Source organism: Microbacterium sp. CH-015, assembly GCF_049707015.1.
Lineage (GTDB): Bacteria > Actinomycetota > Actinomycetes > Actinomycetales > Microbacteriaceae > Microbacterium > Microbacterium aurum.
Genome location: NZ_JBNAFJ010000004.1, coordinates 88,766 through 114,722, shown reverse-complemented (window position 1 = coordinate 114,722; position 25,957 = coordinate 88,766). Strand labels below are relative to the sequence as shown.

Here is a 25,957-nt window from a genome sequence, read left to right as displayed (position 1 = left end):
GGCTGGGGGCGTGACCGACATCGCGCCCGAGACCGTCTCCGAGTTGTTCGACCCGTCCGTGTGGACGCTCGCTCCCGGTGCGAATGCCTACACCGACATCACGGCCCATGTGTCGCTCGACGGGCGCATCGCCCGCATCGCATTCGACCGGCCCGAGGTGCGCAACGCCTTCCGCCCGCACACCGTCGACGAGCTCTACCGCGCCCTCGACATCGCGCGGCAGGACCCGAAGATCGGGGTGGTGCTCCTGACCGGCAACGGTCCGAGCCCGAAGGACGGCGGCTGGGCGTTCTGCTCCGGCGGCGACCAGCGCATCCGCGGGCGCGACGGGTACACGTACGCCGCCGACGACGCCACCGCCCCCGACAGCGCCCGCGCCGGGCGTCTGCACATCCTCGAGGTGCAACGGCTCATCCGCTTCATGCCGAAGGTTGTCATCGCCGTCATCCCGGGCTGGGCGGCGGGCGGCGGGCACTCGCTGCACATCGTCTGCGACCTGTCGATCGCCTCCGCCGAGCACGGCCGTTTCAAGCAGACGGATGCCGACGTGGGCAGCTTCGACGCCGGTTACGGCTCCGCGTACATGGCTCGCCAGGTCGGGCAGAAGGTCGCCCGCGAGGTGTTCTTCCTCGCGGAGGAGTACTCCGCACAGCGCGCGTACGAGATGGGCGCGGTGAACCGGGTCGTGCCGCACGCCGAGCTCGAGCGCGAGGCGGTGGCTGTGGCGAGGACGATCCTCGGCAAGTCGCCGACGGCGATCCGGATGCTGAAGTTCGCCTTCAACGCGGTCGACGATGGGATGGTCGGCCAGCAGGTGTTCGCCGGGGAGGCGACGCGGCTGGCGTACGGCACCGACGAGGCCGTCGAGGGTCGCGACGCGTTCCTGCAGAAGCGCGACCCGGACTGGTCGCCCTACCCCTACCACTTCTGATGCGGCTCGAGCCCGTCGACGGGGCCGACGCTCGCGCGGTGTTGCGGGGTCTCCGCGCCGCGGTCCTGGGCGCGGGGCCGGCGATCGCCCTCGGCGGGCGCGCGGACGTGCCGGCCGAGGTGCCCGCGGGTACGGGGGTCGTCGTCACGACGTCGGGCTCGACGGGGTTTCCGAAGTCCGTCGCGCTCAGCCGGTCCGCCCTCATCTCCAGCGCCCTGGCCACCGCGGAGCGCATCGGCGAGGGCGCCTGGCTGCTCGCCCTGCCCGCCGGGTACATCGCCGGGGTGCAGGTGCTCGTGCGCTCACTGGTCGCAGGACATGAGCCCGCCATCCTCTCCGGATCGTTCTCCGCGCACGCCTTCACCGCGGCGGCCTCGGCGATGGCCTCGAGCGACGGCGGCCGCCGCCTGCCGATCTACACCTCGCTCGTGCCGGCGCAGCTGCAGACGCTGCTCGACGATCCCGACCCCGCGACGGCGCGCGCCCTCGCGCGCTTCGCGGCGATCCTCGTCGGCGGTCAGGCGCTGCCGCCCGCACTCGCGGAGCGCGCCGCCGCCGCGGGCGCGCGGATCGTCCGCACCTACGGGTCGAGCGAGACAGCCGGCGGCTGCGTCTACGACGGGGTGCCGCTGCGCGGCGTCGGCATCCGCACCGTCGACGGGGAGGTGCAGCTGTCCGGCCCCACGCTCGCCGACGGCTACCTCGGTGAGCCGGAGCGCACCGCTGCCGCGTTCGTCCGAGACGCGGGCGGCACCCGCTGGTATCGCACCGGCGACACCGGCGCCGTCGTCGACGGTGCGCTGCGCATCAGCGGCCGCATCGACAACGTCATCGTCTCGGGCGGCGTCAACGTCTCCCTCGACCGCGTCGAGCGCATCGTCCGCGCCCTCCCGGGTCTGGAGTCCGCCGTCGTCGTGCCGGTGCCGGACGACCGGTGGGGCCAGGCTTCGGTGGTGGTCGTGGCGACGGATGCCGGGGACGCCCTCCTCCCCGTGATCCGCGACGCCGTGGCGGCGGAGGCCGGCACGCCCGCGCGGCCCCGCGGCATCCTGCACGTGCCGGAGATCCCCCTCCTTCCCAGCGGCAAGCCCGACCGGGCCGCTCTCCGCGCGCTCGCCGGTGCCGAATCGGACACGTCGCGCGACACGTGAGAGGATTCCGGTCGTGGCAGCCCGCACCCGCAAGAAGAAGTCTCCCGTCACCAAGCGCCCCCACGGCAACCCGCAGAAGGCGCACGTCTCGCGCGATCCCGCGCACGTGACCCCGCCCACCCTCGGGGACTGGATCGGCGCCGCGCGGCTGCGCACGCTGCCTCTCGCGGTCTCGCCCGTCGTGCTCGGCACCGGCGCGGCGCTCGTCGTCGACCACGCGTTCCACTGGGTCGTCGCGCTGTGCTGTCTGATCGTCGCCGTCGCGATCCAGATCGGCGTGAACTTCGCGAACGACTACAGCGACGGCATCCGCGGCACCGACGACCACCGCGTCGGCCCCGCGCGCCTGACCGCGAGCCGCAAGGTGAAGCCGCGCACCGTGCTCATCGTCGCGCTGGTGTTCTTCGGCATCGCCGCGGCGGCGGGTCTGGCGATCGTGGTGCGCACGGGGCACTGGTGGATGCTGCTGGTCGGCGCCGCGTGCCTCGTCGCGGCCTGGTTCTACACCGGCGGCAAGCGCCCGTACGGCTACGCGGGTCTCGGGGAGGTCTTCGTCTTCGTCTTCTTCGGGCTCGTCGCGACGCTCGGCACGGCGTTCGTGCAGTCCGGCGTCGTCCCCGACGAGGCGTGGCTGGCCGGCGTCGCCGCGGGGCTGCTGGCCTGCGCCGTGCTGCTGGCGAACAACCTGCGCGACATCGACCAGGATCGCCTGGCCGGCAAGCGGACGCTCACCGTCCGGATCGGAAAGCGCGCCACCCAGGTGCTGTTCACCCTGTTCGTGCTGGCGCCGTTCGGGATCGTCGCCGTGCTGGCGCTGTTCTACCCGCTCGCGTGGATGGCGCTGCTCGCCCTCATCCCCGCGGCGTGCGCGATCCTCATCGTGTGGACCTACCGCGCGCCGCGCGAGCTCGTGGTCGCGCTCGGGCTGACGTCGCTGACCTCGCTCGCGCTCGCCGGGTTCCTGTTCTGGGCGTTCGTCGGCTGAACCGGCTCAGACCGGATCAGGCGGTGGGAGCCGGAGGCTCGTCGATGGCAGCATCCTCGACCTGCTCGTCGCTGAGCCGAGGTGTGCGGCGCTCGGCGAGCCCGGCGGTGGCGTCCTCCAGCGGGCGCCGCAGGAACAGCAGCGACAGGCTGAGCCCGATGAGGGCGGCGAAGATCGCCGACAGCCAGTAGTACTCCCGCAGGATCGGGATCAGCATCATGAGCCCGAACGGCACCAGGAACGCCGCCAGGCGCAGCACGGTGTAGAGGAGGGCCGAGCGGACACGCATGGTCCCAGCCTACGCGCGTCGCGCGCGCCGGCCACCCCCGCGGCCGTGACCGGCGCGCCCGCTTAGGATGGAGGGGTGGTGCGCGTACTGCTGCCTCTGGCGCTGTTGCTGATCGCCTTCTGGGTGTACAGCATCGTCGACTGCGCCCTGCAGCCGCCCACCCGCCACCGCGGGGTGAGCAAGCCGGTGTGGCTGCTGATCGTGGTGCTGATCCCCGTGCTCGGCGGAATCCTCTGGTTCGTCGTGGGCCGTGGGCGCCCGCGCCAGCAGCCGCAGTTCCGCGCGCCCGATGACAACCCCGACTTCCTGGGGAGCATCGGCTCGATCAGCGACCAGGATGAGCGCATCCGCCGGCTGGAGGCGGAGCTGGCCGCCCTCGACGCCGAAGACCCCTCGCCCGACGGCCCCCGCGACGAGGACTCCCGCGGCGACGCCGGTCCCCGCGGCAGCGTCGGCTGAGATGACCGGCCACCACGCCGGTCGCGTGCCGGCGACGGATGCCGCCGCGGCGCTCCTCGGCCGGCTCGTCGAACTGGGCGTGCGGCACGTCGTCGTGAGCCCCGGGTCGCGCTCGCAGGCGCTCGCGCTGGTCGCGGCACAGCTCGAGGCGCGCGGGGCGATCTCGCTGCACGTGCGCATCGACGAGCGGGTCGCCGGCTTCACGGCGCTCGGCCTCGGCCGGGAGTCGCGCCTGCCCGCGGCCGTCATCTGCACGTCGGGGACCGCGGCGGCGAACCTGCTGCCGGCGGCGCTCGAGGCGCACCACGCCGGGGTGCCCCTGCTGCTGCTGACCGCCGACCGGCCACCGGAGCTGCGCGGCGTCGGAGCGAACCAGACGACCCGCCAGCCCGGAATGTTCGCTCCCAGCATCCGTCTGGAGGAGGACCTGCCCGTCCCCGAGGAGATCGACCCCGACGGCACCGGCGAGCAGTCCGCCATGCTCCGCCGGGTCGCCGAGGAAGCCGTCGCCGCGGCGCTCGGCGCCGGCACCCGTCAGGCCGGACCGGTGCACCTCAACCTGCCGTACCGCGATCCTCTCGCCGGCGCGCTGCCGGACTGGCTCGGCATGCCCGCCGTCGAGCTGCCCGCGCCGGTCGCCGGTCCCGACGAGGCGGGCGGCGAGCCAGTGCCGGAGATCGAGCCCTCCGGCGCGCTGTACCAGGGCGGCGGCGGCATCGGCGAGTCGAATCTGCCCACCGATTCCGACGTCGATCCGCACGTGCTCGAGCGCGGACCGCGCACGGTCGTCATCGCGGGGGCGGATGCCGGCGCCGCCGCCGAGGAGCTCGCCCACGCCGGCGGCTGGCCGCTGATCGCCGAGATCGTCAGCGGCTCCCGGTTCGGGCGCAACCTCGTCCACGGGTACCGCCGTCTGCTCGGCGACCCGCAACTCGGCGGACGCATCGAACGCGCGGTCGTGTTCGGGCACCCGACGCTCAGCCGTGAGGCGGTCGTCGTGCTGTCGCGCCCCGAGGTGGAGGTCTTCGCGGTGCGCGGACCGGGAGAGCCCCTGAACCTCAACGGCGCGACGATCGCGGTCGATGCCGTCCGGGCGGCCGCCGGCGAGGCGGACCGGGACTGGTTCGGCGCGTGGATGCGCGCCTCGCGGGCCGCCGCCGTCGACCTCGCCCCGCCCGCCCCGGATGCCGAGGGACTCGCGTCCGCGGTGCCGCACGAGCGGCTGGGGGCGATCGCGGCCGAGCTCGCGGTGGCGCGCGCGCCCATCGACCGGGTGACGCTCGTCGACGCGGTGTGGCGGGCGACGTGGCCGCACGACCGGCTGCTGTTCGCCTCGTCGCGGCTCGTGCGGGTCGCCGACGAGGTGCTCGGCGGCAAGAAGGTGCCCGTGCACGCCAATCGCGGGCTCGCCGGCATCGACGGCACGATCGCGACGGGCATGGGGATCGCGCTGGCCAGTCAGGCCGCCGGCGCCGCCGGCGTCACGCGCGTGCTGACGGGCGATCTCGCGTTCCTGCACGACGTGGGCGCTCTGCTGCTGCCGCCCGGAGAGAAGCCGCCACGGCTGCAGGTCATCGTCGGAAACGACGGCGGCGGCACGATCTTCGACGGCCTCGAGGTCGCGCAGGTCGCGACCCCCGACGCCATGGAGCGCGTGCTGTACACACCGCAGACGGTCGCGATCGAGCACCTCGCCGCCGCGTACGGCTGGACCTATACGCCGGTGTCGACGCGCGCGGCGCTCGACCAGGCACTGACCTCGCCGGCGCCCGGCCGCCAGATCGTCGAGGTCGCGCTGGCCCGGTGACGCGGTGGCCAGACCGGCATCCGTCGCGCCATGATGTGGTCATGACTGCGAAGAGCCAGACGAACTGGAGCGGTGACCCCGTAGAGCTGCTGCGGGCGGGGGAGGGATTCCGGCTCGCCGACGTCGACCCCGACGCCACGCCCGGATACACCGGGGGCAAGAAGCACGGTCAGGTCGATCTTCGGGCCGGGGCGGATGAGCTCGACGAGCTGCAGGAGCGCCTGTTCGCACAGAGCCGCATCGTGGCGGACACCCCCGCGGTCCTGCTCGTGCTGCAGGCGATGGACTCCGCCGGCAAGGGCGGCATCGTCCGCCACGTCGTCGGCTCGGTCGATCCTCAGGGCGTCTCGCTCGTCGCGTTCAAGAGGCCCACGCCGGAAGAGCTCGCGCACGATTTCCTCTGGCGCATCGAGAAGCATGTGCCGGATGCCGGGTTCATCGGTGTCTTCGACCGCTCCCACTACGAGGACGTGCTGATCGGGCGGGTGCGCTCCCTCGCGCCCCCGGAGGAGATCGAGCGGCGCTACGGCGCGATCGTCGACTTCGAGAAACGGCTCACCGACCGCGGCGTCCGCATCGTCAAGGTCATGCTGCACATCTCGCCCGACGAGCAGAAGTCCCGGCTCATGGAGCGGCTGGAGCGGCCGGACAAGCACTGGAAGTACAACCCCGGCGACGTCGATGAGCGCCAGCTGTGGCCGGCGTACATGGACGCGTACCAGGCGGTCTTCGAGCGGACTTCGACCCCGAACGCGCCGTGGTACGTGGTGCCCGCGAATGCGAAGTGGTACGCCCGCATCGCCGTCCAGGCATTGCTCCTCGACGCGCTCGAGGACATCGACCCGCAGTGGCCCGCCGCCGATTACGACGTCGAGGCCGAGAAGAGGCGCCTCGCCGCGACCTGAGCGCGCCGGTTACGCCAGTGCGTCTGACGGCGCCGGCTACGCCAGCGCGTCGATGATGGGGCGGAACTTCACGCGGGTCTCGAGCATCTCGGCTTCGGGGTCGCTGCCGGCGACGATCCCGGCGCCCGCGTGCGCGGTGAAGCGGATGCCGTCCGGATCCGCCCCCGCGAGGTCGAACTGTGCGCCGCGCAACGCGATCGCCCACTCGCCGTCGCCGTGCCCGTCGACCCAGCCGACCGGTCCCGCGTAGCGCCCCCGGTCGAACGGCTCGATGCGGCGGATGGCGGCGATCGCGGCGTCCGTCGGGGTCCCGGCGACCGCTGCGGTGGGGTGCAGCACCCCGACGAGGTCGAGCGCCGAGGTGCCAGCGGCGGTCGTGGCCTCGACGTCGGTGGCGAGGTGCCAGACGTTCGGCAGCGACAGGGTGAACGGCTGCTCGGCGGCGGCCAGCGCCGTCGTGTGCGGCGTGAGCGCGTCGACGAGGCTGCGGACCGCGTAGCCGTGCTCGGCGAGGTCCTTCGCGCTCGTCGCGAGGGCGAGCGCGGCGTCGCGGTCGGCGTCGGGGTTCGCGCCGCGGGCGACGGTCCCGGCGAGGACGCGCGCCGTCACCTGCCCGCCCGAGACGGTGACGAGCGTCTCCGGGCTCGCGCCGATGAGCCCGTCGACCGCGTACACCCACGTGTCGGGATACGCCGAGGCGAGGGAGCGGACGAGGCGCCGCAGGTCGGCGTGACCGGGCACCGTGCCCACGAGGTCGCGGGCGAGGACGACCTTGCTGACCTCGCCGGCCGAGATCGCGGCGAGCCCCTGCCGGACGGCGTCCTGATACCCGTCGGGCGTCAGCGCGCCCGGGCCCACCGCGGCGGACCAGTGCGGGCCGTAGCCGATCGTTTGAGGCGCCTCGGGATCGGGCGCCCCGGCATCCGGCAGCACCCACGTGGCCCAGGTGAGGCCGTCGCGGTGCCCGATCGTCAGGAGGGGGACGGTGAGGACGGCCGTCGCCGCGGACTCCGCGTCGAACGGCAGCGCGCCGAAGGCGACGAGGCCCGAGCCCGGCACGCCGACGTGGTCGTCCACCTGCGCCGCCGCGGCGACCTCGCGCCAGCGGGCCGCGAGACCGGCGACCTCGGCGCCGTGCGCCGTCAGGGTGAGGGCGCGGCCGACGCCGACGAGCCACGCGCCGCCGCGGGTCCACACCAGGGGATCGGCGGGATCGCCGTACTGCAGCAGATCGTCGACGTGCGCGATATCGCGGGTCACCACGCGCAGCCGGGCGGGGCTGGGGGTGGGAGCGTTCACTCGACCCAGCCTAATCCGGCGGGCCGTGCCGCTGACGCGGCGGCGTAGGCTCGCGACCATGACCGCCCGACCCACGCCCGGCACCCCGCTCGTCTTCCGCTGGCGCAAGTGGGACGGCTCGCCGCACTGGGAGCACGACTGCGTCTTCCTCGGCAGCGACGCCCACGGTGACTGGGTAGGCCAGCGCGACGGTTGGCGCAGCGCCCGTCCCGGCCTCGACACGGTCTCGAACGGCGACAACGTCACCCTCATCCCACCGAGCGGGGAGTACGCGGCGACCCTCAACGCGACCCACCCGCGCATCGCCGTCTACATCGACATCGCGTGGGACGTGAGCTGGGATGCCGGGGCGGACCCGACCGGCATCGACATGGACCTCGACGTCGTCCGCGCCCGCGACGAGCGCGGCGTGTTCATCGACGACCGCGACGAGTGGGAGGAGCACCGCGTGCGGTACGGCTACCCGGCGGACATCGTCCTGCGCCTGGAGCAGGTCGCCATCGATCTGGAGGCCGCTGTCCGTGCCGCAGCGCCGCCGTACGACGAGGCCACCGCCGCGCACTGGCTGGGCGTCCTGACGCGGCTCGCGCCGTAGGATCGAACGGTGACAGAGCACCGCGCAGACCTCGGCAAGGACCCCGATCGCGTCAGCGGCATGTTCGACGAGGTCGCCGCCGGGTACGACCGCACCAACACCGTGTTGAGCCTCGGCAACGACCGGCTGTGGCACATCGCCACGACGCGCGCGGTCGCGCCGAAGCCGGGACAGCGCATCCTCGACCTCGCCGCCGGCACCGGGGCGAGCTCGGTCGCCCTGGCGCGCAGCGGCGCCGACATCGTCGCGGGCGACTTCTCCGCCGGCATGATCGCGGAGGGGCGCCGCCGGCACGGTCACGTGCCGAACGTCACGTTCGCCGAGGCCGATGCGACGGATCTCCCGTTCGCCGATGGCGAGTTCGACGCCGTCACCATCTCGTTCGGCCTGCGCAACGTCAACGACCCGAAGAAGGCGCTCGCCGAGATGCTGCGGGTCACCGCGCCCGGCGGCAAGCTCGTCGTGTGCGAGTTCTCCCACCCGCAGAACGCCGTGTTCGCGAGCCTGTATCGCTTCTACAACGACCGGATCCTGCCGTCCGTCGCGAAGGTCGTGAGCTCGAACGCCGACGCCTACGACTATCTCAACGAGTCGATCAAGGACTGGCCCGACCAGGTGACCCTGTCGTCGTGGATTCGGGATGCCGGCTGGAGCGCCGTCGCGCACCGCGATCTCACGTTCGGCATCGTCGCGCTGCATCGTGCGCTCAAGCCGCTGGGCTGATCGCGGCCGGTAGGCTGTCAGGGTGACTCCGAGCCCCTCCGCTCCCGGCGCGCGCCTGACCGCCAATCTCGGTCTGACCGAGCGCGTGCTCGCCGGACCCCGGATGCGCAAGCTCCTCACCGTCGTGGAGGACGGCCTCGACCGCGTCGAGGACACGCTCGGCCGTGAGCTCCGCGTGAGCGACCAGCTCGCCGACGCGACCACCCGCTACCTGTACGAGGCCGGCGGCAAGCGCGTGCGCCCCATGCTGACGCTGCTGACCGCGCAGCTTGGAGCCGGCACGACCGACTTCGTCGTCGCGGGCGCGACCGCGCTGGAGATGACGCACCTCGGCTCGCTGTACCACGACGACGTGATGGACGGCGCCGACGTTCGGCGCGGCGTCCCGAGCGCGCACGCCGTCTGGGGCAACAACGTCGCGATCCTCACCGGCGACCTGCTCTTCTCGCGCGCGAGTCAGCTGATGGCGCAGATCGGCGAGCGCGCCATCCGCCTGCAGGCCGACACCTTCGAGCGGCTCGTGCTCGGCCAGATGCACGAGACCGTCGGCGCCCAGGCGGGCGACGACCCGGTGGAGTTCTATCTGCAGGTGCTCGCCGACAAGACGGGATCGCTGATCGCGGCATCCGCTCAGGCCGGCATCCTCTTCTCCGACGCGCCCGCCGAGTACCGCGCGCCCGCGCTGGAGTACGGCGAGCGGGTGGGTGTCGCGTTCCAGCTGCTCGACGACGTCATCGACCTGTCCGACGACCCCGGCGAGACCGGCAAGGTGCCCGGCACCGACCTGCGCGCGGGCGTTCCGACCATGCCGTACCTGCTGCTCGGGCGTGCGGCCGACCCCGCGTCGCGGGCGCTCCGGGCGACGATCGACGACGGCGTGGCGCGCATCGCCGACGGCGCCGACCCCGGCATCCTCGACGAGGCCATCGGCCACCTGCGTGACCATGCCGTCACCGAGGCGACCCGGCGTCAGGCGTACGAATGGGCGGATGCCGCGATCGAGGCGATCGACCCGCTTCCGGCCGGCGTCGTCCGCGATGCGCTCGTCAAGCTCGCGCACGTGATCGTCGACCGATCCAGCTAACCCATTCGTAAGGAACACCCATGACCAACCTCAGGCTGGCCATCGTCGGCGCGGGACCCGCCGGCATCTACGCCGCGGACATCCTGCTGAAGGCCGAGCGCAAGTTCGACGTGTCGATCGACCTGTTCGACCAGCTGCCGGCGCCGTACGGGCTGGTGCGCTATGGCGTGGCGCCCGACCACCCCCGCATCAAGGGCATCATCAACGCGCTCCGGGATGTCCTCGACCGCGGCGACATCCGCATCTTCGGCAACGTGCGCTTCGGCGAGGACATCACCCTCGACGACCTCAAGCGTCACTACCACGCCGTCATCTTCTCCACCGGCGCGATCCGCGACGCCGACCTCGACATTCCCGGCATCGACGCCGAGGGCTCGTTCGGGGCCGCCGACTTCGTCAGCTGGTACGACGGCCACCCGGACTTCCCGCGCGAGTGGCCGCTGGACGCGGCATCCGTCGCCGTCATCGGCAACGGCAACGTCGCCCTGGACGTCGCCCGCATTCTCGCCAAGCACGCCGAGGATCTGCTGGTCACCGAGATCCCTGCCAACGTGCAGGCGGGACTGGAGGCGTCGCAGGTCACCGACGTGCACGTGTTCGGGCGCCGGGGGCCGGCGCAGGTGAAGTTCACGCCGCTCGAGTTGCGCGAGCTCGGCGAGCTGCGCGACGTCGACATGGTGGTCTACGACGAGGACTTCGACTACGACGAGGCGTCGCGGGCCGCGATCGCGAGCAACAAGCAGGTCATGGTGATCGACCGGGTGCTGCAGTCGTGGCGCCAGCGTCCGAGCGTCAACAACGCCGGCGGCACCGCGAGCCGGCGCCTGCACCTGCACTTCTACGCCAAGCCGGTCTCGGTGAAGACCGACGACGCCGGGCGCGTCTCGGCGCTCGTGTACGAGCGCACGCGACCCGACGACGAGGGCGGCGTGGTCGGCACCGGTGAGCTGCGCGAGGTGCCCATCCAGCAGCTGTACCGGGCCGTCGGCTACTTCGGGTCGCCCCTGCCGGGGGTTCCGTTCGACAAGCGCCACGGCGTGATCCCCAACCACGAGGGCCAGGTGCTGCACAAGGACTCGAACGAGCGCGTGCCCGGTGTCTACGCGACCGGGTGGATCAAGCGGGGGCCCGTCGGCCTCATCGGCCACACGAAGTCCGACGCCATGGAGACGGTGAGCCACCTGATCAACGACCAGGGCTCGTGGTGGACCCCGGAGGACCCGTCGCCCGAGGCGATCCCCGCCCTGCTGGAGTCGCGCGGCGTGTCGTGGACGGACCTCGACGGCTGGCACCGGCTCGACGAGCACGAGGTCGCGCTCGGCGAGCCGGTGGGCCGCGCCCGCATCAAGGTCGTCGACCGCGACGAGATGGTACGGGTCTCCCGCGGGGAGTGAGCATGGCGTCCTGGGTTCCCGACATCCTCGGGAAGCCGTTCGCCCAGCGGACACTGCAGCTGGGTGAGGATGCCGACGGCCCCGTCGTCGCGACGCTCGTGCGGTCGCTGCCGCCGGGGCTGCTGCGGATGCTCCGCCCCCTGGCGGATGTGGACGTGCTCTACGTACATGGCTGGTCGGACTACTTCTTCCAGCGGGAGCTCGCCCGGTTCTGGAACCGCCTCGGGGCGCGCTTCTACGCGCTGGATCTCCGGAAGTACGGGCGGAGCCTTCGGCCGGGTCAGGCTCCGGGATACATCGCGTCCCTCAGCGATTACGACGCCGACATCTCCGCCGCTCTCGACGCGATGGGCGGGCCCGGCGGCGGAGATGCCGGTGGCGGCCGGGGGCGCCGGCTCGTGCTCATGGGCCATTCCACGGGAGGCCTGACCCTGGCGCTGTGGGCGGCCCGGCATCCCGGTGCCGCCTCGGCGCTCGTGCTCAACAGCCCGTGGCTGGAGTTGCAGACCGGTGCGATCGGGCGTCAGGCGATCGCGCCGCTGGTGCAGATGCGGGCGCGATTCGACCCGCTCGGCGCCCACCCGGCCGTCGACCTCGGGTTCTACACGCGCGCGCAGCGCGAGATCGGCTCCCTTCCCGACAGCCCCGACGGGTGGCGCCCGGAGCGGGGCTTCCCGACGCACCCGGGGTGGCTGGCGGCTGTCATGGCCGGGCACGCGCGCGTCGCCGGGGGAGTGGATGTGGGGTGTCCGGCGCTCGTGCTGCTGTCGCGGCACTCCACCTCGCCGATGCAGTGGTCGGATCAGATGACCTCCACCGACAGCGTTCTCGTCGTCGACGACATCGCCCGGACGGCGACCCGAATCGGCAACGCGGTCACCGTCGCGCGGATCGACGGCGCCATCCATGATGTCTTCCTGTCGGCGCCGGCTCCTCGCGACGCGGCGTACTCCGCGCTGGAGCGTTGGCTGGTGGGGCCGGGCATCGCCCTGCCCTGATCCGTCTCGGCGCGGCGCGCGCCGGCATCCCGCGTTCAGTCTCCCGTGGTGATCTGCCGGGTGAGCTCGTCGATCTCGTCGTCGCTGAGCGCGACGCCGGCCTGCTCCAGGCGCTGCGCGAGCACGTGCCGGACCTCGTCGGCGTCGCCCGAGGCGATGTCGCCGCGGACCTGCGCCACGATGCCGGTGACCTTCTCGACGTCGGAGGCGTTGTTCTGCGACATCGACGGCAGGCGCTGCTCCTGCTCGCCCGACAGCGCGTCCTGGGAGGACCCCGCCCAGACCTTCTCGCGGCCGCCGTCCTGCCCATGATGGTCGGGGTCGGACTGCGCGCCCCCGATGACGCCGACGCCGACGGCCTCGTGCGACGGATCGTTATCGGCGGGCGCGGGCTGGGCGTCGGCGCCGGACTCGTCGCGTGTCGATTCGTCGGGCTTGCCGGTGTCGGGGTAGTTCGTGCCGGGTGCGTCGAATTCGTGCTCGGTCGTGCTCTCCGCGCCGCCGTGCTGCGGGGGAGTCTGCATGCGGTCCTGCTGGGGGTCGCTCATGTCGCGTGATCCTTCCGTCGCGTCCTACTCTTCGCGGGCGGGGGAGCCGTCGGCAGGGGGTTGACGGGGCGGATGCCGGCCGGTAGCGGCCGGAATCGTCACGGCACGGGCGGGAAGACCCGCCGCAGCAGGAGCCGCTGGCCGAGTGTCCACGCGACCGTGACCAGGAGATAGATGCCGGCGGCGAGCGGGACGAACGCGGCGACGACCGCGGTTGCGAACTGCAGCATCCCGACCAGGGCCGGCGAGCGTCTGCGTCAGCAGCTCGTTGGCGTGGCCGTCGATCATGCGGTGGAGGAACACCGAGTACAGGAGTCCGACGACGGGGGCCTGGATGAGGAGGGGGAGGCATCCCGCGAGCGGCGACGCGCCCTCCGCACGGTAGAGGTTCATCGTTTCTCGCTGCGGATCGACGCTACGCGGCCGCGGCCGCCTGGCCCGGTCCGCGGCGGCGCACGTGGCCGGCCGCGTCGGGATCGCTCTGCGTCAGGGGTGCCGACAGCTCGCTGCGGCGGGTGGGATGCGCGGGAGAGCCGCGCCGCGGCACGTGGGTCGCCGCACCACTGGTGGCGACGATCAGCACGATCGCGGCGAGAAGCATCACCGTCACCGTCGCGACGGAGCCCGATGCGGCGGGGTCGGCGAGCGCGAGCAGGCCGATCGCCGCGAGGAGCGAGCGCAGGAGGGACGTGATGGTGTCGACCATTGCGCCTCCTCCCGGCTGAGACTCACGATACTCGCCGGGCGGTGGCGCTCTGCGATGCGGGTGTCCATGAGGAAGTTCCCTTCTACGGTCAGGTGGAACCTGAGCTGCGGTTGCATGCGAAGGGGGCCGCCGTCTCGCCGGACCTGGGTCGGGCCGACGCCGTGGACCGAGCGGAATGCTCGACCGAACGCCTCGCTCGAGCCATAGGCGTACCGCACCGCGATGCTGAGCAGGTCCGCGCCGCCAGCGACGAGAACACGCGACGCACGTGGTACTCCGTCGTGCCGAGCGCACGCGCGAGCGACGCGACGTCGAGGTCGTCCTACTATCGCGGTCCGATGACATCAGGACCGGCGGTCGGCGTTGAGGCTCAGCGGTAGTTGACGAACTGGAGGTCGACGTCGAGGTCTGCGGCCTTGAGGAGTCGCTGCACCTCCTGCAGGTCGTCACGCGACTTCGACTGCACCCGCAACTCGTCGCCCTGGATCTGCGACTTCACCGACTTGGGTCCCTCGTCGCGGATGATCTTGCCGATCTTCTTCGCATTCTCCGACGAGATCCCCTCTTTGAGGGTGGAGGTGATCCGGTACTCCTTGCCGGATGCCTGCGGCTCGCCCGACTCGAGCGACTTCAGCGAGATGCCGCGCTTGATGAGCTTCGACTGGAAGACATCGAGGATCGCCTTCGCGCGCTCTTCGCTGTTCGCCTTGATGAGGATCGCCTCGCCCGACCATTCGATCGAGGCATCCGTGCCCTTGAAGTCGTAGCGCTGCTCGACCTCCTTGCGGGCTTGGTTGAGAGCGTTGTCCGCCTCCTGGCGATCGATCTTGGAGACGATGTCGAAACTGGAGTCAGCCATGTCGCCAATCTACCCGTGGTGCGTCGCGGCCGCAGAGTCCGCCGCGTCAACTTCGACGAGGTGGAACCAGCCTCCGGTCGGGGCGAGTCGGGTCCACACGGGGAGGAAGTGGGGATCCGTCACGTGCCCGTCGAACTCGGCGCGTTCCACGCCGCGGGCCGCCAGAACGTCGAGCGAGCGGCGCACGCATCCTTCGACCAGTCGTTCACCGTCGGGGCAGTCTGCCTGCGTGGTCTCGGCGGTGACGATAGGCGGTAGCGAATCGCGGTAGACCATGCAGTTGGCGACGATTCTGCCCTTCACGACGGCCACGGACGTCGCTTCGAGGTCGAGGTCGAGGTCATCTTCCAGGCCCTCGTTCAACGCCGAAGCGAATCCCTCACCGACGGGACTCCAGCTCGCGTGTGTCCACTCGTAGACGTCTGCGTTGGCGGCGCGCACATCCGCCCAGCCCGCGCTCGCCCCACTCTGGACGGCTGGATGCGGGCGGAGGCTTCTCCGCGCCGCCACGTCGATGTGGGCGGGCGGGACGATCTGAATCGTGCGGGCGCCGGCCACGCATCCTGAACGCGGGGTCCACTGCGATCTCGAACCAGTAGCGGTCGCCGTCGACGCGAGAGGTCCAGATCATGCCGACGGCGACGGGTGCGCCTGCCTCGGTAGCGAGCACCGAGCGCGTGTTCTCGTCGCGCCAGCCGTCGGCGCGTAGCGGGATGGCTCGCATCCAGTCGGGCGCGGCGTCGATCACCCCTTGCGACAACGGCTCGAAGTCCATCGATCCAACTTGCCACACCGGATCCGCGCGCGTCGCCGGTGAGAACCGCACGATGGCGAAAGGGCTGGGTCAGAAGGCCGGGTGATCGGCCGGATCCATGGGCGCGTCGAAGTAGCGCGCCCAGGCGGGTCTGCCCGCGGCGCCGGCGAGCACCGGGGGTGAATCGGTTCGGTATCTTCGCCCGGTCGGTGAGATGAACTCGATCGACCCGCCGCCGCGCTGCACTACCTGCCACGGCGATGCGTGCTTCAGCGTGTGATGACGGCGGCAGAGGACTTCGAGGTTCCCTGCGCAGGTTGGGCCACCGTCTTCGAAGGGGATCGTGTGGTCGATGTCGCTGCGACGGGCTGTGCGGCGGCATCCGGGCCATCGGCATCGCTGATCGCGGGCGCCGATCAGGCGCCGCAGCCGCTTGGATGGCCGGTAGGTGTCGAGGCGGAGCGGCTCATGCGTGACGGGATGGATCATGATCCGCTGCCAGCAGGGTGCGGTGGCGGCGAGCGCGCGGGCCGTCTCTGCATCGATCGGCGCCTCGCCGTCGAGCAGCGCGGGCTCGTCGTCGAGGCTCGCGAGGGTCAGGAGGGGGATCGTCACCTGCACCGTCGCGCGGATGGCGGACAGGCCGGCGTCGCCATCCAGCGCCGGGCACCCCGTGAGAAGCAGGTCGCACATGATGTCGGCACGACGCTGGTCGAGCGTCCGCTCGTCGGGCTCGTCGCGCTCATCTGGCTCGTCCGACTTGTCGGCCTCAACCGACTCATCCGACTCGTCGGCCTCCGCGTCCTCATCCGCGCGCGGCTCGTCGAGATCCCCCTGCGCGATCCCCATGGACGTCAGACGGTCGAAGATGCCATGGATGACGGCCGTGGCGCCGTCGAGGAGCAGCCGGGACAGGCCGTCGTCGAGGTCGAACATGCGCACGCGTCGCTCGGCGAGCGCGCGTCGGTGTGACTCATCGACGGTCTCGGGTTGCAGACGGGCTGCGACAACGCGGGCGAAGTGACGAGTCGCGGGCGCGGTGTCACGCTCCGCCACCTCGAGAACCAGCCGCTCGTACTCCTCCCGATGCTCCGGATCGAGCGCGCGCCCGCCGTCGATGATCGCCGACGCGTGGCGTTCGTCGATGCGTCCCTCGCGTAACGCGTCGAGCGTGGTCGGGTACGTCGTGACCAGCGCACTGCCGTCGCCGAGCCAGGTCGAGACCGTCCGCTCACCGACGCGGAGTGCCGCCGCGAGTTCGGCCATGACCTCACGCAGCGGGATCGTGTCGCCGATCTCACGATTCGGGCGTGCCGCCTGGCGTTGTGCAACGCGCATCGCGACCAGATCGAGCGCCTCGGCGCACAACTCTGCACGTTCGGCCTGCAGGCGCGACATATCCGCACGATTCGTCTCGGCGCGCCCCACGAGCCGAGACAACTCCGCCCAGTGCGGATCGATGAGCGGCGCAACGGATGAACGGCCGAGCGCATGGTCCGGCATCCCCGCGTCGGGCGCGTCGAACTCCACCGGCCGGCGAGGCGGCTCGGGCTGTTCGGGAAAGGGAATGGGCATGGCACTCCTGACGTCGATCATTCAACGTCCGGTAGCACTGCCGGCTCATCCTTGCGACTGCCTGAATGGGGGCTGCCGCCACAACCAGTATAGAACGCGCATGCGATCAATACAAGAGGAAGGCTGAGAATTATCGTACTGATCGACGAAGCGTGAGGGGGCAACGAGACCGCCTCAGCCGCGACATCTCGTGGGACGACGGTGCCCGAACCGGTGCGTGCGCCGCGCACGGGTGGTGGACGTAGCGGATACGTAGTCACCCGCGTACCGACGGGCGAGGCGGTGAGCGAGAAGTGGTCCGACGTGCGCGGCACCTATGCAGAACTCCTCGCCGAGATCGGCAGTGCCACGCCTGAACTCGGCATGCCGACGGCGAGGGAGTGGTGCGGCGGAGTCGATTTTCTCGACGTCGTCGACAACGAACTCGGTGCCTACCTCGAGGCAGACCGATTGCCCGCACTGCGAGCGGTCGGCGAGATGCTCGACCTGGGTGAGGTGCGTGCGGCGATCGTCCACGGAGACTTCGGCCCGCACAACATCGGCTGGCGCGATGGAGTGGCCGTCTCGGTCTTCGATTGGGATCACTCGGCGCTGGATGATCCTGCCATCGACATCGCGCCGCTCATCGGCATCTACGGTGCCAGGCACGTGGCCGATATCGCTCCCGCCGATCTGCTTCAGCGTGCGATGCGGCATCGCGCGACGCTCCCGCTGCAGGTCGCCGCCGCCGCCCACCGGGTGGGCGACGCTGCGCTGCGGGACCACGCGGTGAGCAACTTCCGCTCGAGGCTCGCAGCAGGCACGCTGCACGATCCCGCGGGCTCGCGGCCCCTCGCGTGAGCGGCCGGCTCGCGGCCCCTCGCGTGACCCGACCGGCCTCGGCGCGGCATCCGTTCGTAGACTGGCGGGATGCAGCCGCTCACCGAAGACCAGGTGCGTGCCGCGCTGGTGAACGCCACAGCTGACGAGCTCGAGCGCGTCGCGGTGCCGATGTCGTTCATGCTGGCCGACTGGGATCACCTCGATTTCTTGGCGTGGCCCGATCCGCAGACCCGCGGCCGGGGGTACATCGTCGTGGAGCGCGAGGGGGCGGCGACAGGGATCGTCGTGCGCGCGGCATCCGGCGGCCGTTCACGCGCGGCGCTCTGCAACCTCTGCCACACCATGCAGCCGGGAAACCAGGTCGTGCTGTTCACGGCGCATCGCGCGGGGGATGCCGGGGCGCGCGGAGACAGCGTCGGCACCTACATCTGCGCCGATCTCGGCTGCCACGAGAACGTCCGGCTCGCCGCGCCGCTGGCGCCCAGCGAGGTGCGCGCCAACGTCGATCGACGGATCGACGGCACGCGCCACCGCGTCGAAGCCTTCGTCGACAGGGTCGTCTCGGGCGGCTGATGCGCCGCCGGTTTTCGCACGGCCCGCGGCCGGGTAAGATGGTTGATCGCGCCTCCGGTCGACTGAAAAAGCCGGTCGGGTGCGCACTTGGCAGGTTACCCAAGCGGCCAAAGGGATCTGACTGTAAATCAGCCGTCTTCGACTTCGGGGGTTCGAATCCCTCACCTGCCACCGAACGAATACCACGAAGGGCCCCGCACACGCGGGGCCCTTCGTGGTTCAGACGCCCTGTGGACAAGCCCGCGCCGGACGGTCGCGCCATGTCAGGATGGGTCCTACCAGGACCGACTGGGGGCGCACCGCCCGGCGAAGGGAACGACATGACCGAACCGATCACCTCTCCGGAGTCGAACAAGGTGCTGCGCGCATCGATCTGGGTCGCGATCGGCGCCCTCATCGCGGCGGCGATCGTCTGCGTCATCTGGGTGATCGTCGGTGACTCGGACGGCATCGTCGCCAAGGCGTTCCTCACGATCGTGCTGCTCGCCGGCTTCGCGGGCGTGTCCATCATGGAGGCCACCCTCGCCGCACGCCGCCCGGCGTGGCTGACCCTCGCGAGCATGGTCTCGTGGGTGCTGCTCCTCTTGATCGGAGCGTTCCTCATCTGGATGCCGACCAACACCTGGTACGCCGGCGGCGACCGGATCTTCAAGTTCGTGCTGATCGGCCTCATCATCCAGGGCGCGCTGCTGCACGCGCGACTGTACCTCCGGGCGTTCCTGCGCCACCAGACGACCTTCACCACGATCGTGACCTACGTCACGATCGGTCTCGTCGTGATCCTGGCGGTCATGCTGGTGCTGCCGATCATGACCGAGGAGTTCGTCGACTACCGCCCGCTGTACTGGCGCGTGGTCGTCGCCCTCGCCATCCTCGCCGCCGTCGGCACCGCGCTCGTTCCGCTCGTCAACGCGCTGTTCGCGCCCAAGAAGCCCCGGCCCGTCAACCCGACGGCGTACGGCGCCGCGCCGGTACTGCAGTGGCCGACGTATGCCGACGGTGCCACGCCCCTGCCCGTCCTCCCCGACGGCAGCCCGGACTGGAACGCGTACTACACCGGTCAGCCCACGTACCCGCAGGCCCCCGCTCCCGCTGCCGCCCAGCCGCCGGCAGCAGCGCCAAGCGCGCAGCCCCCGGCATCCGCGCAGCCCCCGGCAGCAGCGCCGGGCGCGCAGCCCCGGGCATCCGCGCCGGGCGCCCCCACTCCGGCCGAGACCGCGCCGCAGTCGGGGTACCAGGGGTTCCCGCCGCCTCCGCCGCTCCCGCCGCAGGGCTGATCCGGATCAGCCGAGCAGCTCCAGCGCCGCCCTCGCGGCGTTGTGTCCGCCGAGGCCGCTGACCGCGCCGCCGCGCCGCGCGCCGGAGCCGCAGACCAGCACCCGCTCGTGCGCCGTGGCGACGCCCCACCGCGCGGCGGGTGTGTCGAGCGGCTCGTCATCGCCCGCCCACGGCCAGGCGAGCGCCCCGTGGAAGATGTCGCCCCCGGCCATGCCGAGCGCGTGCTCGAGGTCAGTCGTCGTCTTCACCTCAATGCAGGCGCTGCCGTCCGGCGCCCGGTACACGCAGTCCATGATCGGCTCGGCGAGCACGCTGTCCAGCGACACCTGCGCGGCGCGCAGCAAGGTGTCGCGGTAGGCGTCGGCATCGGCATCCGCCGCCAATCGGTGCGGCACCTGCAGACCGAACAGCGTCAGCGTGTGCGCCCCGGCGGCCTGCAGCTCGGGTCCGAGGATCGTCGGGTCCGTCAGCGAGTGGCAGTAGATCTCCGCAGGGAGCGGGGAGGGGATGCCGCCGCCCGCCGCTGCGGCATAGGCGTCGTCGAGCTGGGTCATCGTCTCGTTGATGTGGAACGTGCCCGCGAACGCCGCCTCCGGGGAGACCTCGGGGTCGCGCAGGCGTGGCAGCCGTCGCAAAAGCAGGTTGATCTTGACCTGAGCGCCCTCCGGCGGGTCGAAAGAGTCGATTCGGCCTGCTTTCGCGACACCCGCGGCGCTAGCCTCCACCCCGGCCGCGCCCTCGCCCGGGCCGCCGCCGACACGCCCACCGCCACCCCCGGCCCCGATCAGGCGCTCGAGCACCGCCGGCCCCACGCCGCTGAGCACCAGGCGCCCGGCGATCTCCTCGCCCGAGGCGAGCCGAACGACGCCGTCGGGGTCGATCGCCTCCACCGGGGCATGCGTCCGCAGCTCGGCGCCGGCGGCGCGCGCCGCACCTTCCAGAGCGCCGCTGACGCTGCCCATGCCGCCGACCGGCACGTCCCAGTCGCCGGTTCCGCCGCCGATCACGTGGTAGAGGAAGCAGCGGTTCTGCCGCAGTGACGGGTCGTCGGCGTGCGAGAACGTCCCGATCAGCCCGTCGGTGAGGGCGACGCCACGCGCGAGGTCGCTCTGCAGCGACGCGCGCAGCAGCACGCCCAGCGGGCGGGTGGTGAGGGACTCCCACAGGTCGGCGTCGCCGACGAGCCCGCGCATGTCGGACTCCCGGCGCAGCGGCTCGGTCATCGTCGGGAACACCGCCGCGGCGAGCGGGAGCAGCCGATCCGAGAACGCCGCGAAGCGCTCCGCCTCGCGGGCGTCGCCGGCCGCGCGGAGAAAGCTCGCCGTCGTGGCCACGGCATCCGCGTTGTCGACGAGGAGGCCACGTGTGGCGTCGACCGGATCGGGCCTATCCGAGGAGTAGCGCCGCCGGCGCAGATCGAGGTCGCGAATGATCTGCGGCGGCAGCAGGCTCACGAGGTACGAGTAGCGCGACAGTCGCGCGTCGACGCCGGGCCACGGCCGTTCCGAGACGGCTGCGCCGCCCAGATGTCCGAGCCGTTCCAGCACGATCACCCGCTTGCCGGCACCTGCCAGGTAGGCGGCGGCGACGAGGGCGTTGTGGGCGCCACCCACGATCACGGCGTCGTAGATCCCGCTCGTGGAGCCACCGTAGTGCGCGTAGCGTGGAGCCATGGTGGATGCCGGGGACTTGCTGCTGATCGCCGTCGACATCGCCCGCGAGGCGGGGGAGTTGGCGCGCCGCAGGCGGACCGAGGGTGTGGCCGTCGCTGCCACGAAGTCCACGCTCGCCGACATCGTCACGGAGGCCGACCGCGAGGTCGAGGACCTCATCCGGGCGCGGCTGGCGGCTGCGCGGCCAGGCGACGGATTCCTCGGCGAGGAGTCGGGCGCCGAGCGGGGCACGACGGGGATCACGTGGGTCGTCGACCCGATCGATGGCACGGTCAACTACGCCTACGGCATTCCGCACTACGCCATCAGCATCGCCGCCGTGGCGGGTGAGCCGGAGCCCGCCACGTGGACCGCGCAGGCCGGCGTCGTGTTCTCGCCTGCGGCCGACGAGCTCTTCCGCGCCGCCCGCGGCGAGGGCGCCTGGCTGGGCGAGCGGCGCCTCGCCGTGTCGCAGGCGACGGATGCCGGGGCGTTGCTGGCGACCGGGTTCGGCTACGACCCCGCGACGCACGGCCCCGATCTCGAGCGGGTGCGTCGCGTCATGCCGCTCGCGCGTGATCTGCGGCGGGCCGGTGCCGCATCCCTCGACCTCGCCTATGTCGCCGCGGGGCGCCTGGACGGCTACTTCGAGCGCGGCCTGCACCCGTGGGACCATGCCGCCGGGGGACTGCTCGTGACCGAGGCCGGGGGCCTCATCGGCGGCGCGCCGGACGGTGCGCCCGGGCGGCAGATGACGATCGCGGCCGGCCCCAACCTGTTCTCGCGGCTGCGTGAGGTCATCGCGACCTGAAAGCGATATACCGCTCGGCGTTCATGGCATTCCCAGCGCGGCCGGAGTAGTGTTTACCCGATCGTTACTTTTGCCGCCCGAACGGCACAGTGATCGCAAGCCCGAAGTACGTCGCCGCCAGGACCCCCGGCCTGCGCGGCCCGACGAGAGCCTGGAATGTGACCCTCGACACCCCCGCGGTCGCCGCCGCGACCGGATCCGGTGTCCTCACGCGTGCCGAATACCGGCGCCGCGCCGCCGCAGCGGCCGCCGCGCAGGCCGCAGCCGTCGAGACGCCCGCGTCGGTGGAGCCGGCGGAGGAGATCGCCGCGACGCCCTCGCTGGCCGAGGCCGTCGTCGCCGACGTCGCCGCAGCCATCGCCGCCGAGACGGCGCTCGGTGCCCAGCCCGACGAGGCCTCCCGTCGCCGGCTGCGCCGCGCCGCGCGCGCCGTCTTCGAAGCGGTGGCCGAGGATGCCGGTGCCCCCAGCGCAGCCGCGGCCCCCAGCGCCGCCGGTGCCAGCGCGGCCATGGCGCACGCGAGCGGGACCGATGCGGTCGGCGTGCCTGTCGCCGACCAGCTGCCTCCGGCATCCGCCTTCGTCCCCAGCGCGCCGGAGGCCGATCACCGCGCCGTCGACGAGTTCGAGTTCGCGGCACGCCTGTTCTCCTTCACGGCGGAGACGCCCGTGCAGCGGTCGCGCGTCGCGGAGGAGCGCCCCGCTGCGGATGAGCCGTCCGTCGACGCCGCGCACGTGGCGCCGCGCCGTGCTCGCCGCAGCGCGGGCGCCGTCGCCAAGCGCGTGGCCGCGGCATCCTTCTCGCTCGGCGTCATGACCGTCGTCGGCCTGCTCGCGATCGGCACCACGACGCCGGCCGAAGCGGTCGCCGCGATGTCCGACCGCTCGGCGGACCTCACCGTGGCCACGACGACGGCGAAGGCTGCGAAGACCGACATCCAGGCGTTCGTGGCCTCCGGCGACGCGCCGGCCAGCACGCTGGACCGCCCCGAGTCGTACAACGTCGCCTCGATGGCGGAGATCGCCGCCGATTCGGGCGTCACCCTCTTCGCCGGTACCTGGGTCAACGATCCGACCGCCGCGATCCAGTGGCCGTTCCCGGTCGGCGTGCCGATCTCGGCGGCGTACGGGTCGTCGTCATACCTGTCGCAGTTCTCCACTCCGCACCGAGGCGTCGACCTGACCCCCGGTCTCGGCGCCGAAGTGCACGCCGTGGCAGCGGGCACCGTCCGCATCGCGACCGAGGCCGGCGGCGACTACGGCGTCACGGTGCTCATCGACCACGTCATCGACGGGCAGATCGTCTCCACCCGCTACGGGCACATGCAGTACGGCTCGCTGCGGGTCAAGCAGGGGGACACCGTCACGGCGGGTCAGGTCCTCGGCACGGTCGGTCAGACCGGCAAGGCGACCGGCCCGCACCTGCACCTCGAGGTGCTGCTCGGCGGGACGGCGCACACCGACCCGATCGAGTGGCTCAAGGAGCACACGAACGGCACGCACACGGTCGGCTGACCGGTTCGGCGGGAGCCTCACGCTCTGATATTCTTTTCTGGTTGCCCGCTCGCGGGCAGCACGCCCCGATAGCTCAGTGGCAGAGCACTTCCATGGTAAGGAAGGGGTCGTCAGTTCAATCCTGACTCGGGGCTCGCAGCATCCACATCTCGCCGTGTGGGTGCGGCGCGGCGGGGTAGCTCAGTTGGTGAGAGCGCACGACTCATAATCGTGAGGTCGCGGGTTCAAGCCCCGCTCCCGCTACCGATTCAGACCCCCGGAATTCCGGGGGTTTTGTCGTGTCAGACCCGCTGTTGCCGCGTGCTCACCCCCTCGGAAAGTGACCTCACGATTTCCGCCGTTCACCGCGTCACGCACTGCGAGTGCAGCCTCGGTGCCCGACAGATGCGTGTAGCGCTCTGTTGTGGTGATTGAGGCGTGCCCGGCGACCTTCTGAATGTGAGCCGGTGCGATCCCGTGCCGCGCCAGGCGCGACAGGAAGGTGTGGCGGAGGTCGTGGAAGCGCAGTGGGATTCCGTCAGCGAATGTCGCGATCTGGTCGCGGAGAGTGTGCCAGCGGAGCGCGCGTGAGAGGTTGCCGCTATCGAAAGGCCCGCCGAGCTTGCCGGTGAAGACATGCTCGAACCCGAGCACGCGAGCGTCGTCGAGCCACGGTGCGAGTTCTTCGATGATCGGCACCTGCCGCGACTTGCCGCTCTTCGTGGGGCGTTCGACGAGCCGCCCGTGTCCGTCGGGCGAGAAGGTTCGTCGAACCGTCAGGAGTCCGCGTCGCTCGTCGAGGTCTTCCCAGCGCAGGCCGACGAGCTCGCCGAGTCGGAGACCCGTGAATGCGAGACCAGCGAGCGCGCGCTGCCCGGATGGGTGGAAGCTCGTCAGCGCGAGCATTCGCCGCACCTGCAGGTCGTCCAACGCGCGGGACGTCCATTCCGACTCGCGGGCTTTGCCACGCGCGCGGGGGAGGGACCGGCACGGGTTCGCCTGCAGAAGTCCGTCCATCACTGCAAGCCCGAGGATTCTGGAGAGCAGGGCCAGTGCATCGCCCTTCGTTGACTCCGCGCCCGACCATGTTGCGCGCGCCTTGGCAATGGCGAGCGGACGAAGCTCGGAGAGTGGAAGCGCACCAAGGGACGGCTCGATGCGCAGAGACCAAGCGCGGGCGTAGGACTGTTGTGCGTTCGAAGTGAGGCCGTCCTCGACGAGCGCACGATACTCGCCGAAGAACTCGGCGAGAGTCGTGGCGGCCGGGTCTAGTCCCATATCTGAGACTGTAGGGCCTTCCCAGCCGTAGTGTCAACTATGACACTACGGTGTCATCCTCGGTTGGTTCCCGCTTGGCGGCGAGCCCGGCGATGAACGCTTCGACGTCGACGCTAACGCCGGGGAATTCATAGACGTCTGGATGCTCGCCGAACACCGCTCGGAACGCCGAGATTCGGCGGTAGATGGTGGAACGGCTCATACCAAGCGTCTGCTGCAGACCTTCGAAACCGCCGAGTAGCCGCCAGAGCAGCCAGAACCCGAATAGGTCCGTCGCAGCGGAGGCCGCTTGACCGCGTAGCGCCTTCTTGATCCAGGGGAACGCTGCATAGATCGGCTTGTTGATTGCCTTGTTCGCCGAGTGATAGGCGTCCCACGCGTCTTCCAGGGCGTGCCTAGCGTTGCCCGCGCCCTCGGGTGAAGGTGAGCGCTCGGATCGGAAGTCTGCCACGATGCCCGTCCTAGTGTCGGTTTCTCGGACTACCAGGCTACGCGCTCAGCCCCAGATCGCAGGTGAGAAGAATCCGAAGTTGTCGCAGCTGCGGCAACGCCAAGCTTCAGTCTCCGGGCCGAACGCTGCAGCCGCGTCAAGCAGCCCCTTAGCGGAGCCTGCACCGCCCCAGCCAGCTGCGACAGCCGCGCCGAGCGTTCCCCATTCGATCATCGTCGAGCCGCAGTCGTCGCATGATCGTCTTGCCGCATGCGCGAACTGATTCTCGGTGGTGCGCGGTCGAACGAGTGTCGCCAGATTCGCCTGCATCTTCCGACGCCGTTGAGCGTTCTTCCCCATTGCGCCAGCATGGCATGACGCTCAGACACTGCGTGCCTGTCTTGGCGTCACGCGCCGAAGAGCCACCGGTAGCACTCGATGAGGCCCGATGCCTCGATCTGGCGACCGTCGAGTTCGACGATCGCATGCTCGCCACCCGGCTCTGCGGCGAGATCCTCGGCGCAGGGCCACGCATCCCCAGCGTTATCGAGCACGATC

The 25,957-nt window shown here is 71.4% G+C and carries 30 protein-coding genes, 3 tRNA genes and 2 pseudogenes; 20 read left to right on the top strand and 15 right to left on the bottom strand.

Going from position 1 to position 25,957, the window contains the following annotated elements:
* The first annotated feature begins 19 nt into the window (after positions 1 to 19).
* From ACPYN4_RS08425 to ACPYN4_RS08415, 3 genes are read left to right on the top strand one after another with little or no spacing between them, the layout of a single operon-like run.
* On the top strand, positions 20 to 931 hold the full coding sequence (locus tag ACPYN4_RS08425) for a 1,4-dihydroxy-2-naphthoyl-CoA synthase (RefSeq protein WP_281651840.1): 912 nt from the start codon (positions 20 to 22) through the stop codon (positions 929 to 931).
* Complete coding sequence (locus ACPYN4_RS08420; RefSeq protein ID WP_424446104.1) at positions 931 to 2,082, top strand: AMP-binding protein; 1,152 nt, start codon at positions 931 to 933, stop codon at positions 2,080 to 2,082. Before ACPYN4_RS08425 ends, ACPYN4_RS08420 begins: the two co-directional genes overlap by 1 nt.
* A gap of 13 nt (positions 2,083 to 2,095) precedes the next feature.
* Positions 2,096 to 3,067, top strand: coding sequence for a 1,4-dihydroxy-2-naphthoate polyprenyltransferase (locus tag ACPYN4_RS08415; RefSeq protein WP_239280078.1), 972 nt, complete (start codon positions 2,096 to 2,098; stop codon positions 3,065 to 3,067).
* A 16-nt stretch (positions 3,068 to 3,083) separates the two neighbouring features.
* Here ACPYN4_RS08415 and ACPYN4_RS08410 read toward each other — a convergent pair whose 3' ends face one another.
* Positions 3,084 to 3,356, bottom strand: a complete 273-nt coding sequence (locus ACPYN4_RS08410) for a DUF4229 domain-containing protein (protein WP_076689563.1) — start codon at positions 3,354 to 3,356, stop codon at positions 3,084 to 3,086.
* A gap of 75 nt (positions 3,357 to 3,431) precedes the next feature.
* On the opposite strand from ACPYN4_RS08410, the gene ACPYN4_RS08405 reads away from it, so the two are divergent.
* The 3 genes from ACPYN4_RS08405 to ACPYN4_RS08395 are packed head-to-tail and all read left to right on the top strand — an operon-like array spanning position 3,432 to position 6,527.
* Positions 3,432 to 3,815, top strand: a complete 384-nt coding sequence (locus tag ACPYN4_RS08405) for a PLD nuclease N-terminal domain-containing protein (RefSeq protein ID WP_239280076.1) — start codon at positions 3,432 to 3,434, stop codon at positions 3,813 to 3,815.
* 1 nt (position 3,816) lies between these two features.
* On the top strand, positions 3,817 to 5,622 hold the full coding sequence (gene menD / locus ACPYN4_RS08400) for a 2-succinyl-5-enolpyruvyl-6-hydroxy-3-cyclohexene-1-carboxylic-acid synthase (protein ID WP_424446103.1): 1,806 nt from the start codon (positions 3,817 to 3,819) through the stop codon (positions 5,620 to 5,622).
* Positions 5,623 to 5,663: 41 nt separating this feature from the next.
* Positions 5,664 to 6,527: a polyphosphate kinase 2 family protein gene (locus ACPYN4_RS08395; protein WP_239280072.1), complete on the top strand. Its 864-nt coding sequence runs from the start codon at positions 5,664 to 5,666 to the stop codon at positions 6,525 to 6,527.
* A gap of 36 nt (positions 6,528 to 6,563) precedes the next feature.
* On the opposite strand, the gene ACPYN4_RS08390 is transcribed toward ACPYN4_RS08395, so the two are convergent.
* Positions 6,564 to 7,826 (bottom strand): isochorismate synthase, encoded by a 1,263-nt coding sequence (locus tag ACPYN4_RS08390; RefSeq protein ID WP_239280070.1) that lies wholly within the window; start codon positions 7,824 to 7,826, stop codon positions 6,564 to 6,566.
* Between the two features lie 58 nt (positions 7,827 to 7,884).
* Between ACPYN4_RS08390 and ACPYN4_RS08385 the strand changes: the two genes are divergently transcribed.
* The 5 genes from ACPYN4_RS08385 to ACPYN4_RS08365 are packed head-to-tail and all read left to right on the top strand — an operon-like array spanning position 7,885 to position 12,620.
* Positions 7,885 to 8,421 carry a DUF402 domain-containing protein gene (locus tag ACPYN4_RS08385; RefSeq protein ID WP_239280068.1) on the top strand — a complete coding sequence of 179 codons (537 nt, stop codon included), beginning with the start codon at positions 7,885 to 7,887 and terminating at the stop codon, positions 8,419 to 8,421.
* 9 nt (positions 8,422 to 8,430) lie between these two features.
* On the top strand, positions 8,431 to 9,144 hold the full coding sequence (locus ACPYN4_RS08380) for a demethylmenaquinone methyltransferase (protein WP_287271926.1): 714 nt from the start codon (positions 8,431 to 8,433) through the stop codon (positions 9,142 to 9,144).
* A gap of 22 nt (positions 9,145 to 9,166) precedes the next feature.
* Positions 9,167 to 10,228 (top strand): polyprenyl synthetase family protein, encoded by a 1,062-nt coding sequence (locus tag ACPYN4_RS08375; RefSeq protein ID WP_287271924.1) that lies wholly within the window; start codon positions 9,167 to 9,169, stop codon positions 10,226 to 10,228.
* A gap of 20 nt (positions 10,229 to 10,248) precedes the next feature.
* Positions 10,249 to 11,622: an FAD-dependent oxidoreductase gene (locus ACPYN4_RS08370; protein ID WP_424446102.1), complete on the top strand. Its 1,374-nt coding sequence runs from the start codon at positions 10,249 to 10,251 to the stop codon at positions 11,620 to 11,622.
* A gap of 2 nt (positions 11,623 to 11,624) precedes the next feature.
* A complete protein-coding gene (locus ACPYN4_RS08365; protein WP_424446101.1) occupies positions 11,625 to 12,620 on the top strand; it encodes an alpha/beta hydrolase in 996 nt (331 codons plus the stop codon).
* A 35-nt stretch (positions 12,621 to 12,655) separates the two neighbouring features.
* Here ACPYN4_RS08365 and ACPYN4_RS08360 read toward each other — a convergent pair whose 3' ends face one another.
* The 7 genes and pseudogenes from ACPYN4_RS08360 to ACPYN4_RS08330 form a co-directional block, all read right to left on the bottom strand.
* On the bottom strand, positions 12,656 to 13,168 hold the full coding sequence (locus ACPYN4_RS08360) for a hypothetical protein (RefSeq protein ID WP_084201921.1): 513 nt from the start codon (positions 13,166 to 13,168) through the stop codon (positions 12,656 to 12,658).
* Positions 13,169 to 13,266: 98 nt separating this feature from the next.
* A complete protein-coding gene (locus ACPYN4_RS08355; RefSeq protein ID WP_315551181.1) occupies positions 13,267 to 13,398 on the bottom strand; it encodes a hypothetical protein in 132 nt (43 codons plus the stop codon).
* Positions 13,399 to 13,510: 112 nt separating this feature from the next.
* Positions 13,511 to 13,561, bottom strand: a pseudogene (locus ACPYN4_RS08350) (hypothetical protein); the annotation flags it as partial.
* Between the two features lie 22 nt (positions 13,562 to 13,583).
* Positions 13,584 to 13,874 carry a DUF6412 domain-containing protein gene (locus tag ACPYN4_RS08345; RefSeq protein ID WP_281651833.1) on the bottom strand — a complete coding sequence of 97 codons (291 nt, stop codon included), beginning with the start codon at positions 13,872 to 13,874 and terminating at the stop codon, positions 13,584 to 13,586.
* A 44-nt stretch (positions 13,875 to 13,918) separates the two neighbouring features.
* A pseudogene (locus tag ACPYN4_RS08340) lies at positions 13,919 to 14,196 on the bottom strand (AraC family transcriptional regulator); the annotation flags it as partial.
* A 48-nt stretch (positions 14,197 to 14,244) separates the two neighbouring features.
* Complete coding sequence (locus tag ACPYN4_RS08335) at positions 14,245 to 14,733, bottom strand: YajQ family cyclic di-GMP-binding protein (protein WP_076689591.1); 489 nt, start codon at positions 14,731 to 14,733, stop codon at positions 14,245 to 14,247.
* A gap of 9 nt (positions 14,734 to 14,742) precedes the next feature.
* A complete protein-coding gene (locus tag ACPYN4_RS08330) occupies positions 14,743 to 15,291 on the bottom strand; it encodes a hypothetical protein (protein WP_424446100.1) in 549 nt (182 codons plus the stop codon).
* 71 nt (positions 15,292 to 15,362) lie between these two features.
* Here ACPYN4_RS08330 and ACPYN4_RS08325 point away from each other — a divergent pair, with 71 nt between their 5' ends.
* Positions 15,363 to 15,593 carry a hypothetical protein gene (locus ACPYN4_RS08325; RefSeq protein WP_281651835.1) on the top strand — a complete coding sequence of 77 codons (231 nt, stop codon included), beginning with the start codon at positions 15,363 to 15,365 and terminating at the stop codon, positions 15,591 to 15,593.
* On the opposite strand, the gene ACPYN4_RS08320 is transcribed toward ACPYN4_RS08325, so the two are convergent.
* The gene (locus ACPYN4_RS08320) at positions 15,578 to 17,062 is read right to left on the bottom strand and encodes an HNH endonuclease signature motif containing protein (protein WP_281651836.1); all 1,485 of its coding nucleotides are present in this window, start codon (positions 17,060 to 17,062) and stop codon (positions 15,578 to 15,580) included. The genes ACPYN4_RS08325 and ACPYN4_RS08320 overlap by 16 nt on opposite strands.
* A 201-nt stretch (positions 17,063 to 17,263) precedes the next feature.
* Here ACPYN4_RS08320 and ACPYN4_RS08315 point away from each other — a divergent pair, with 201 nt between their 5' ends.
* The 4 genes from ACPYN4_RS08315 to ACPYN4_RS08300 all read left to right on the top strand — a co-directional run bounded on the left by ACPYN4_RS08315 (position 17,264) and on the right by ACPYN4_RS08300 (position 19,734).
* Positions 17,264 to 17,902 (top strand): phosphotransferase, encoded by a 639-nt coding sequence (locus ACPYN4_RS08315; protein ID WP_281651837.1) that lies wholly within the window; start codon positions 17,264 to 17,266, stop codon positions 17,900 to 17,902.
* 69 nt (positions 17,903 to 17,971) lie between these two features.
* Positions 17,972 to 18,457, top strand: a complete 486-nt coding sequence (locus tag ACPYN4_RS08310; RefSeq protein ID WP_424446099.1) for an FBP domain-containing protein — start codon at positions 17,972 to 17,974, stop codon at positions 18,455 to 18,457.
* 89 nt (positions 18,458 to 18,546) lie between these two features.
* Positions 18,547 to 18,628, top strand: a tRNA-Tyr gene (locus tag ACPYN4_RS08305).
* A gap of 149 nt (positions 18,629 to 18,777) precedes the next feature.
* On the top strand, positions 18,778 to 19,734 hold the full coding sequence (locus ACPYN4_RS08300; RefSeq protein ID WP_424446098.1) for a hypothetical protein: 957 nt from the start codon (positions 18,778 to 18,780) through the stop codon (positions 19,732 to 19,734).
* 6 nt (positions 19,735 to 19,740) lie between these two features.
* On the opposite strand, the gene ACPYN4_RS08295 is transcribed toward ACPYN4_RS08300, so the two are convergent.
* Complete coding sequence (locus tag ACPYN4_RS08295; protein WP_424446097.1) at positions 19,741 to 21,408, bottom strand: phytoene desaturase family protein; 1,668 nt, start codon at positions 21,406 to 21,408, stop codon at positions 19,741 to 19,743.
* On the opposite strand from ACPYN4_RS08295, the gene ACPYN4_RS08290 reads away from it, so the two are divergent.
* The 4 genes from ACPYN4_RS08290 to ACPYN4_RS08275 all read left to right on the top strand — a co-directional run bounded on the left by ACPYN4_RS08290 (position 21,407) and on the right by ACPYN4_RS08275 (position 23,955).
* Positions 21,407 to 22,198, top strand: a complete 792-nt coding sequence (locus tag ACPYN4_RS08290) for an inositol monophosphatase family protein (protein WP_424446096.1) — start codon at positions 21,407 to 21,409, stop codon at positions 22,196 to 22,198. The genes ACPYN4_RS08295 and ACPYN4_RS08290 overlap by 2 nt on opposite strands.
* A 158-nt stretch (positions 22,199 to 22,356) precedes the next feature.
* On the top strand, positions 22,357 to 23,712 hold the full coding sequence (locus ACPYN4_RS08285) for a M23 family metallopeptidase (protein ID WP_424446095.1): 1,356 nt from the start codon (positions 22,357 to 22,359) through the stop codon (positions 23,710 to 23,712).
* Positions 23,713 to 23,774: 62 nt separating this feature from the next.
* Positions 23,775 to 23,846, top strand: a tRNA-Thr gene (locus tag ACPYN4_RS08280).
* A 35-nt stretch (positions 23,847 to 23,881) separates the two neighbouring features.
* Positions 23,882 to 23,955, top strand: a tRNA-Met gene (locus ACPYN4_RS08275).
* Here ACPYN4_RS08275 and ACPYN4_RS08270 read toward each other — a convergent pair.
* From ACPYN4_RS08270 to ACPYN4_RS08255, 4 genes are read right to left on the bottom strand one after another with little or no spacing between them, the layout of a single operon-like run.
* Positions 23,953 to 24,969: a tyrosine-type recombinase/integrase gene (locus tag ACPYN4_RS08270; protein WP_239280050.1), complete on the bottom strand. Its 1,017-nt coding sequence runs from the start codon at positions 24,967 to 24,969 to the stop codon at positions 23,953 to 23,955. The genes ACPYN4_RS08275 and ACPYN4_RS08270 overlap by 3 nt on opposite strands.
* 37 nt (positions 24,970 to 25,006) lie before the next feature.
* The gene (locus ACPYN4_RS08265) at positions 25,007 to 25,420 is read right to left on the bottom strand and encodes a hypothetical protein (RefSeq protein ID WP_239280049.1); all 414 of its coding nucleotides are present in this window, start codon (positions 25,418 to 25,420) and stop codon (positions 25,007 to 25,009) included.
* 45 nt (positions 25,421 to 25,465) lie between these two features.
* On the bottom strand, positions 25,466 to 25,759 hold the full coding sequence (locus tag ACPYN4_RS08260; RefSeq protein ID WP_424446094.1) for a hypothetical protein: 294 nt from the start codon (positions 25,757 to 25,759) through the stop codon (positions 25,466 to 25,468).
* Positions 25,760 to 25,806: 47 nt separating this feature from the next.
* Positions 25,807 to 25,953, bottom strand: coding sequence for a hypothetical protein (locus ACPYN4_RS08255; protein ID WP_239280044.1), 147 nt, complete (start codon positions 25,951 to 25,953; stop codon positions 25,807 to 25,809).
* Positions 25,954 to 25,957 lie beyond the last annotated feature (4 nt).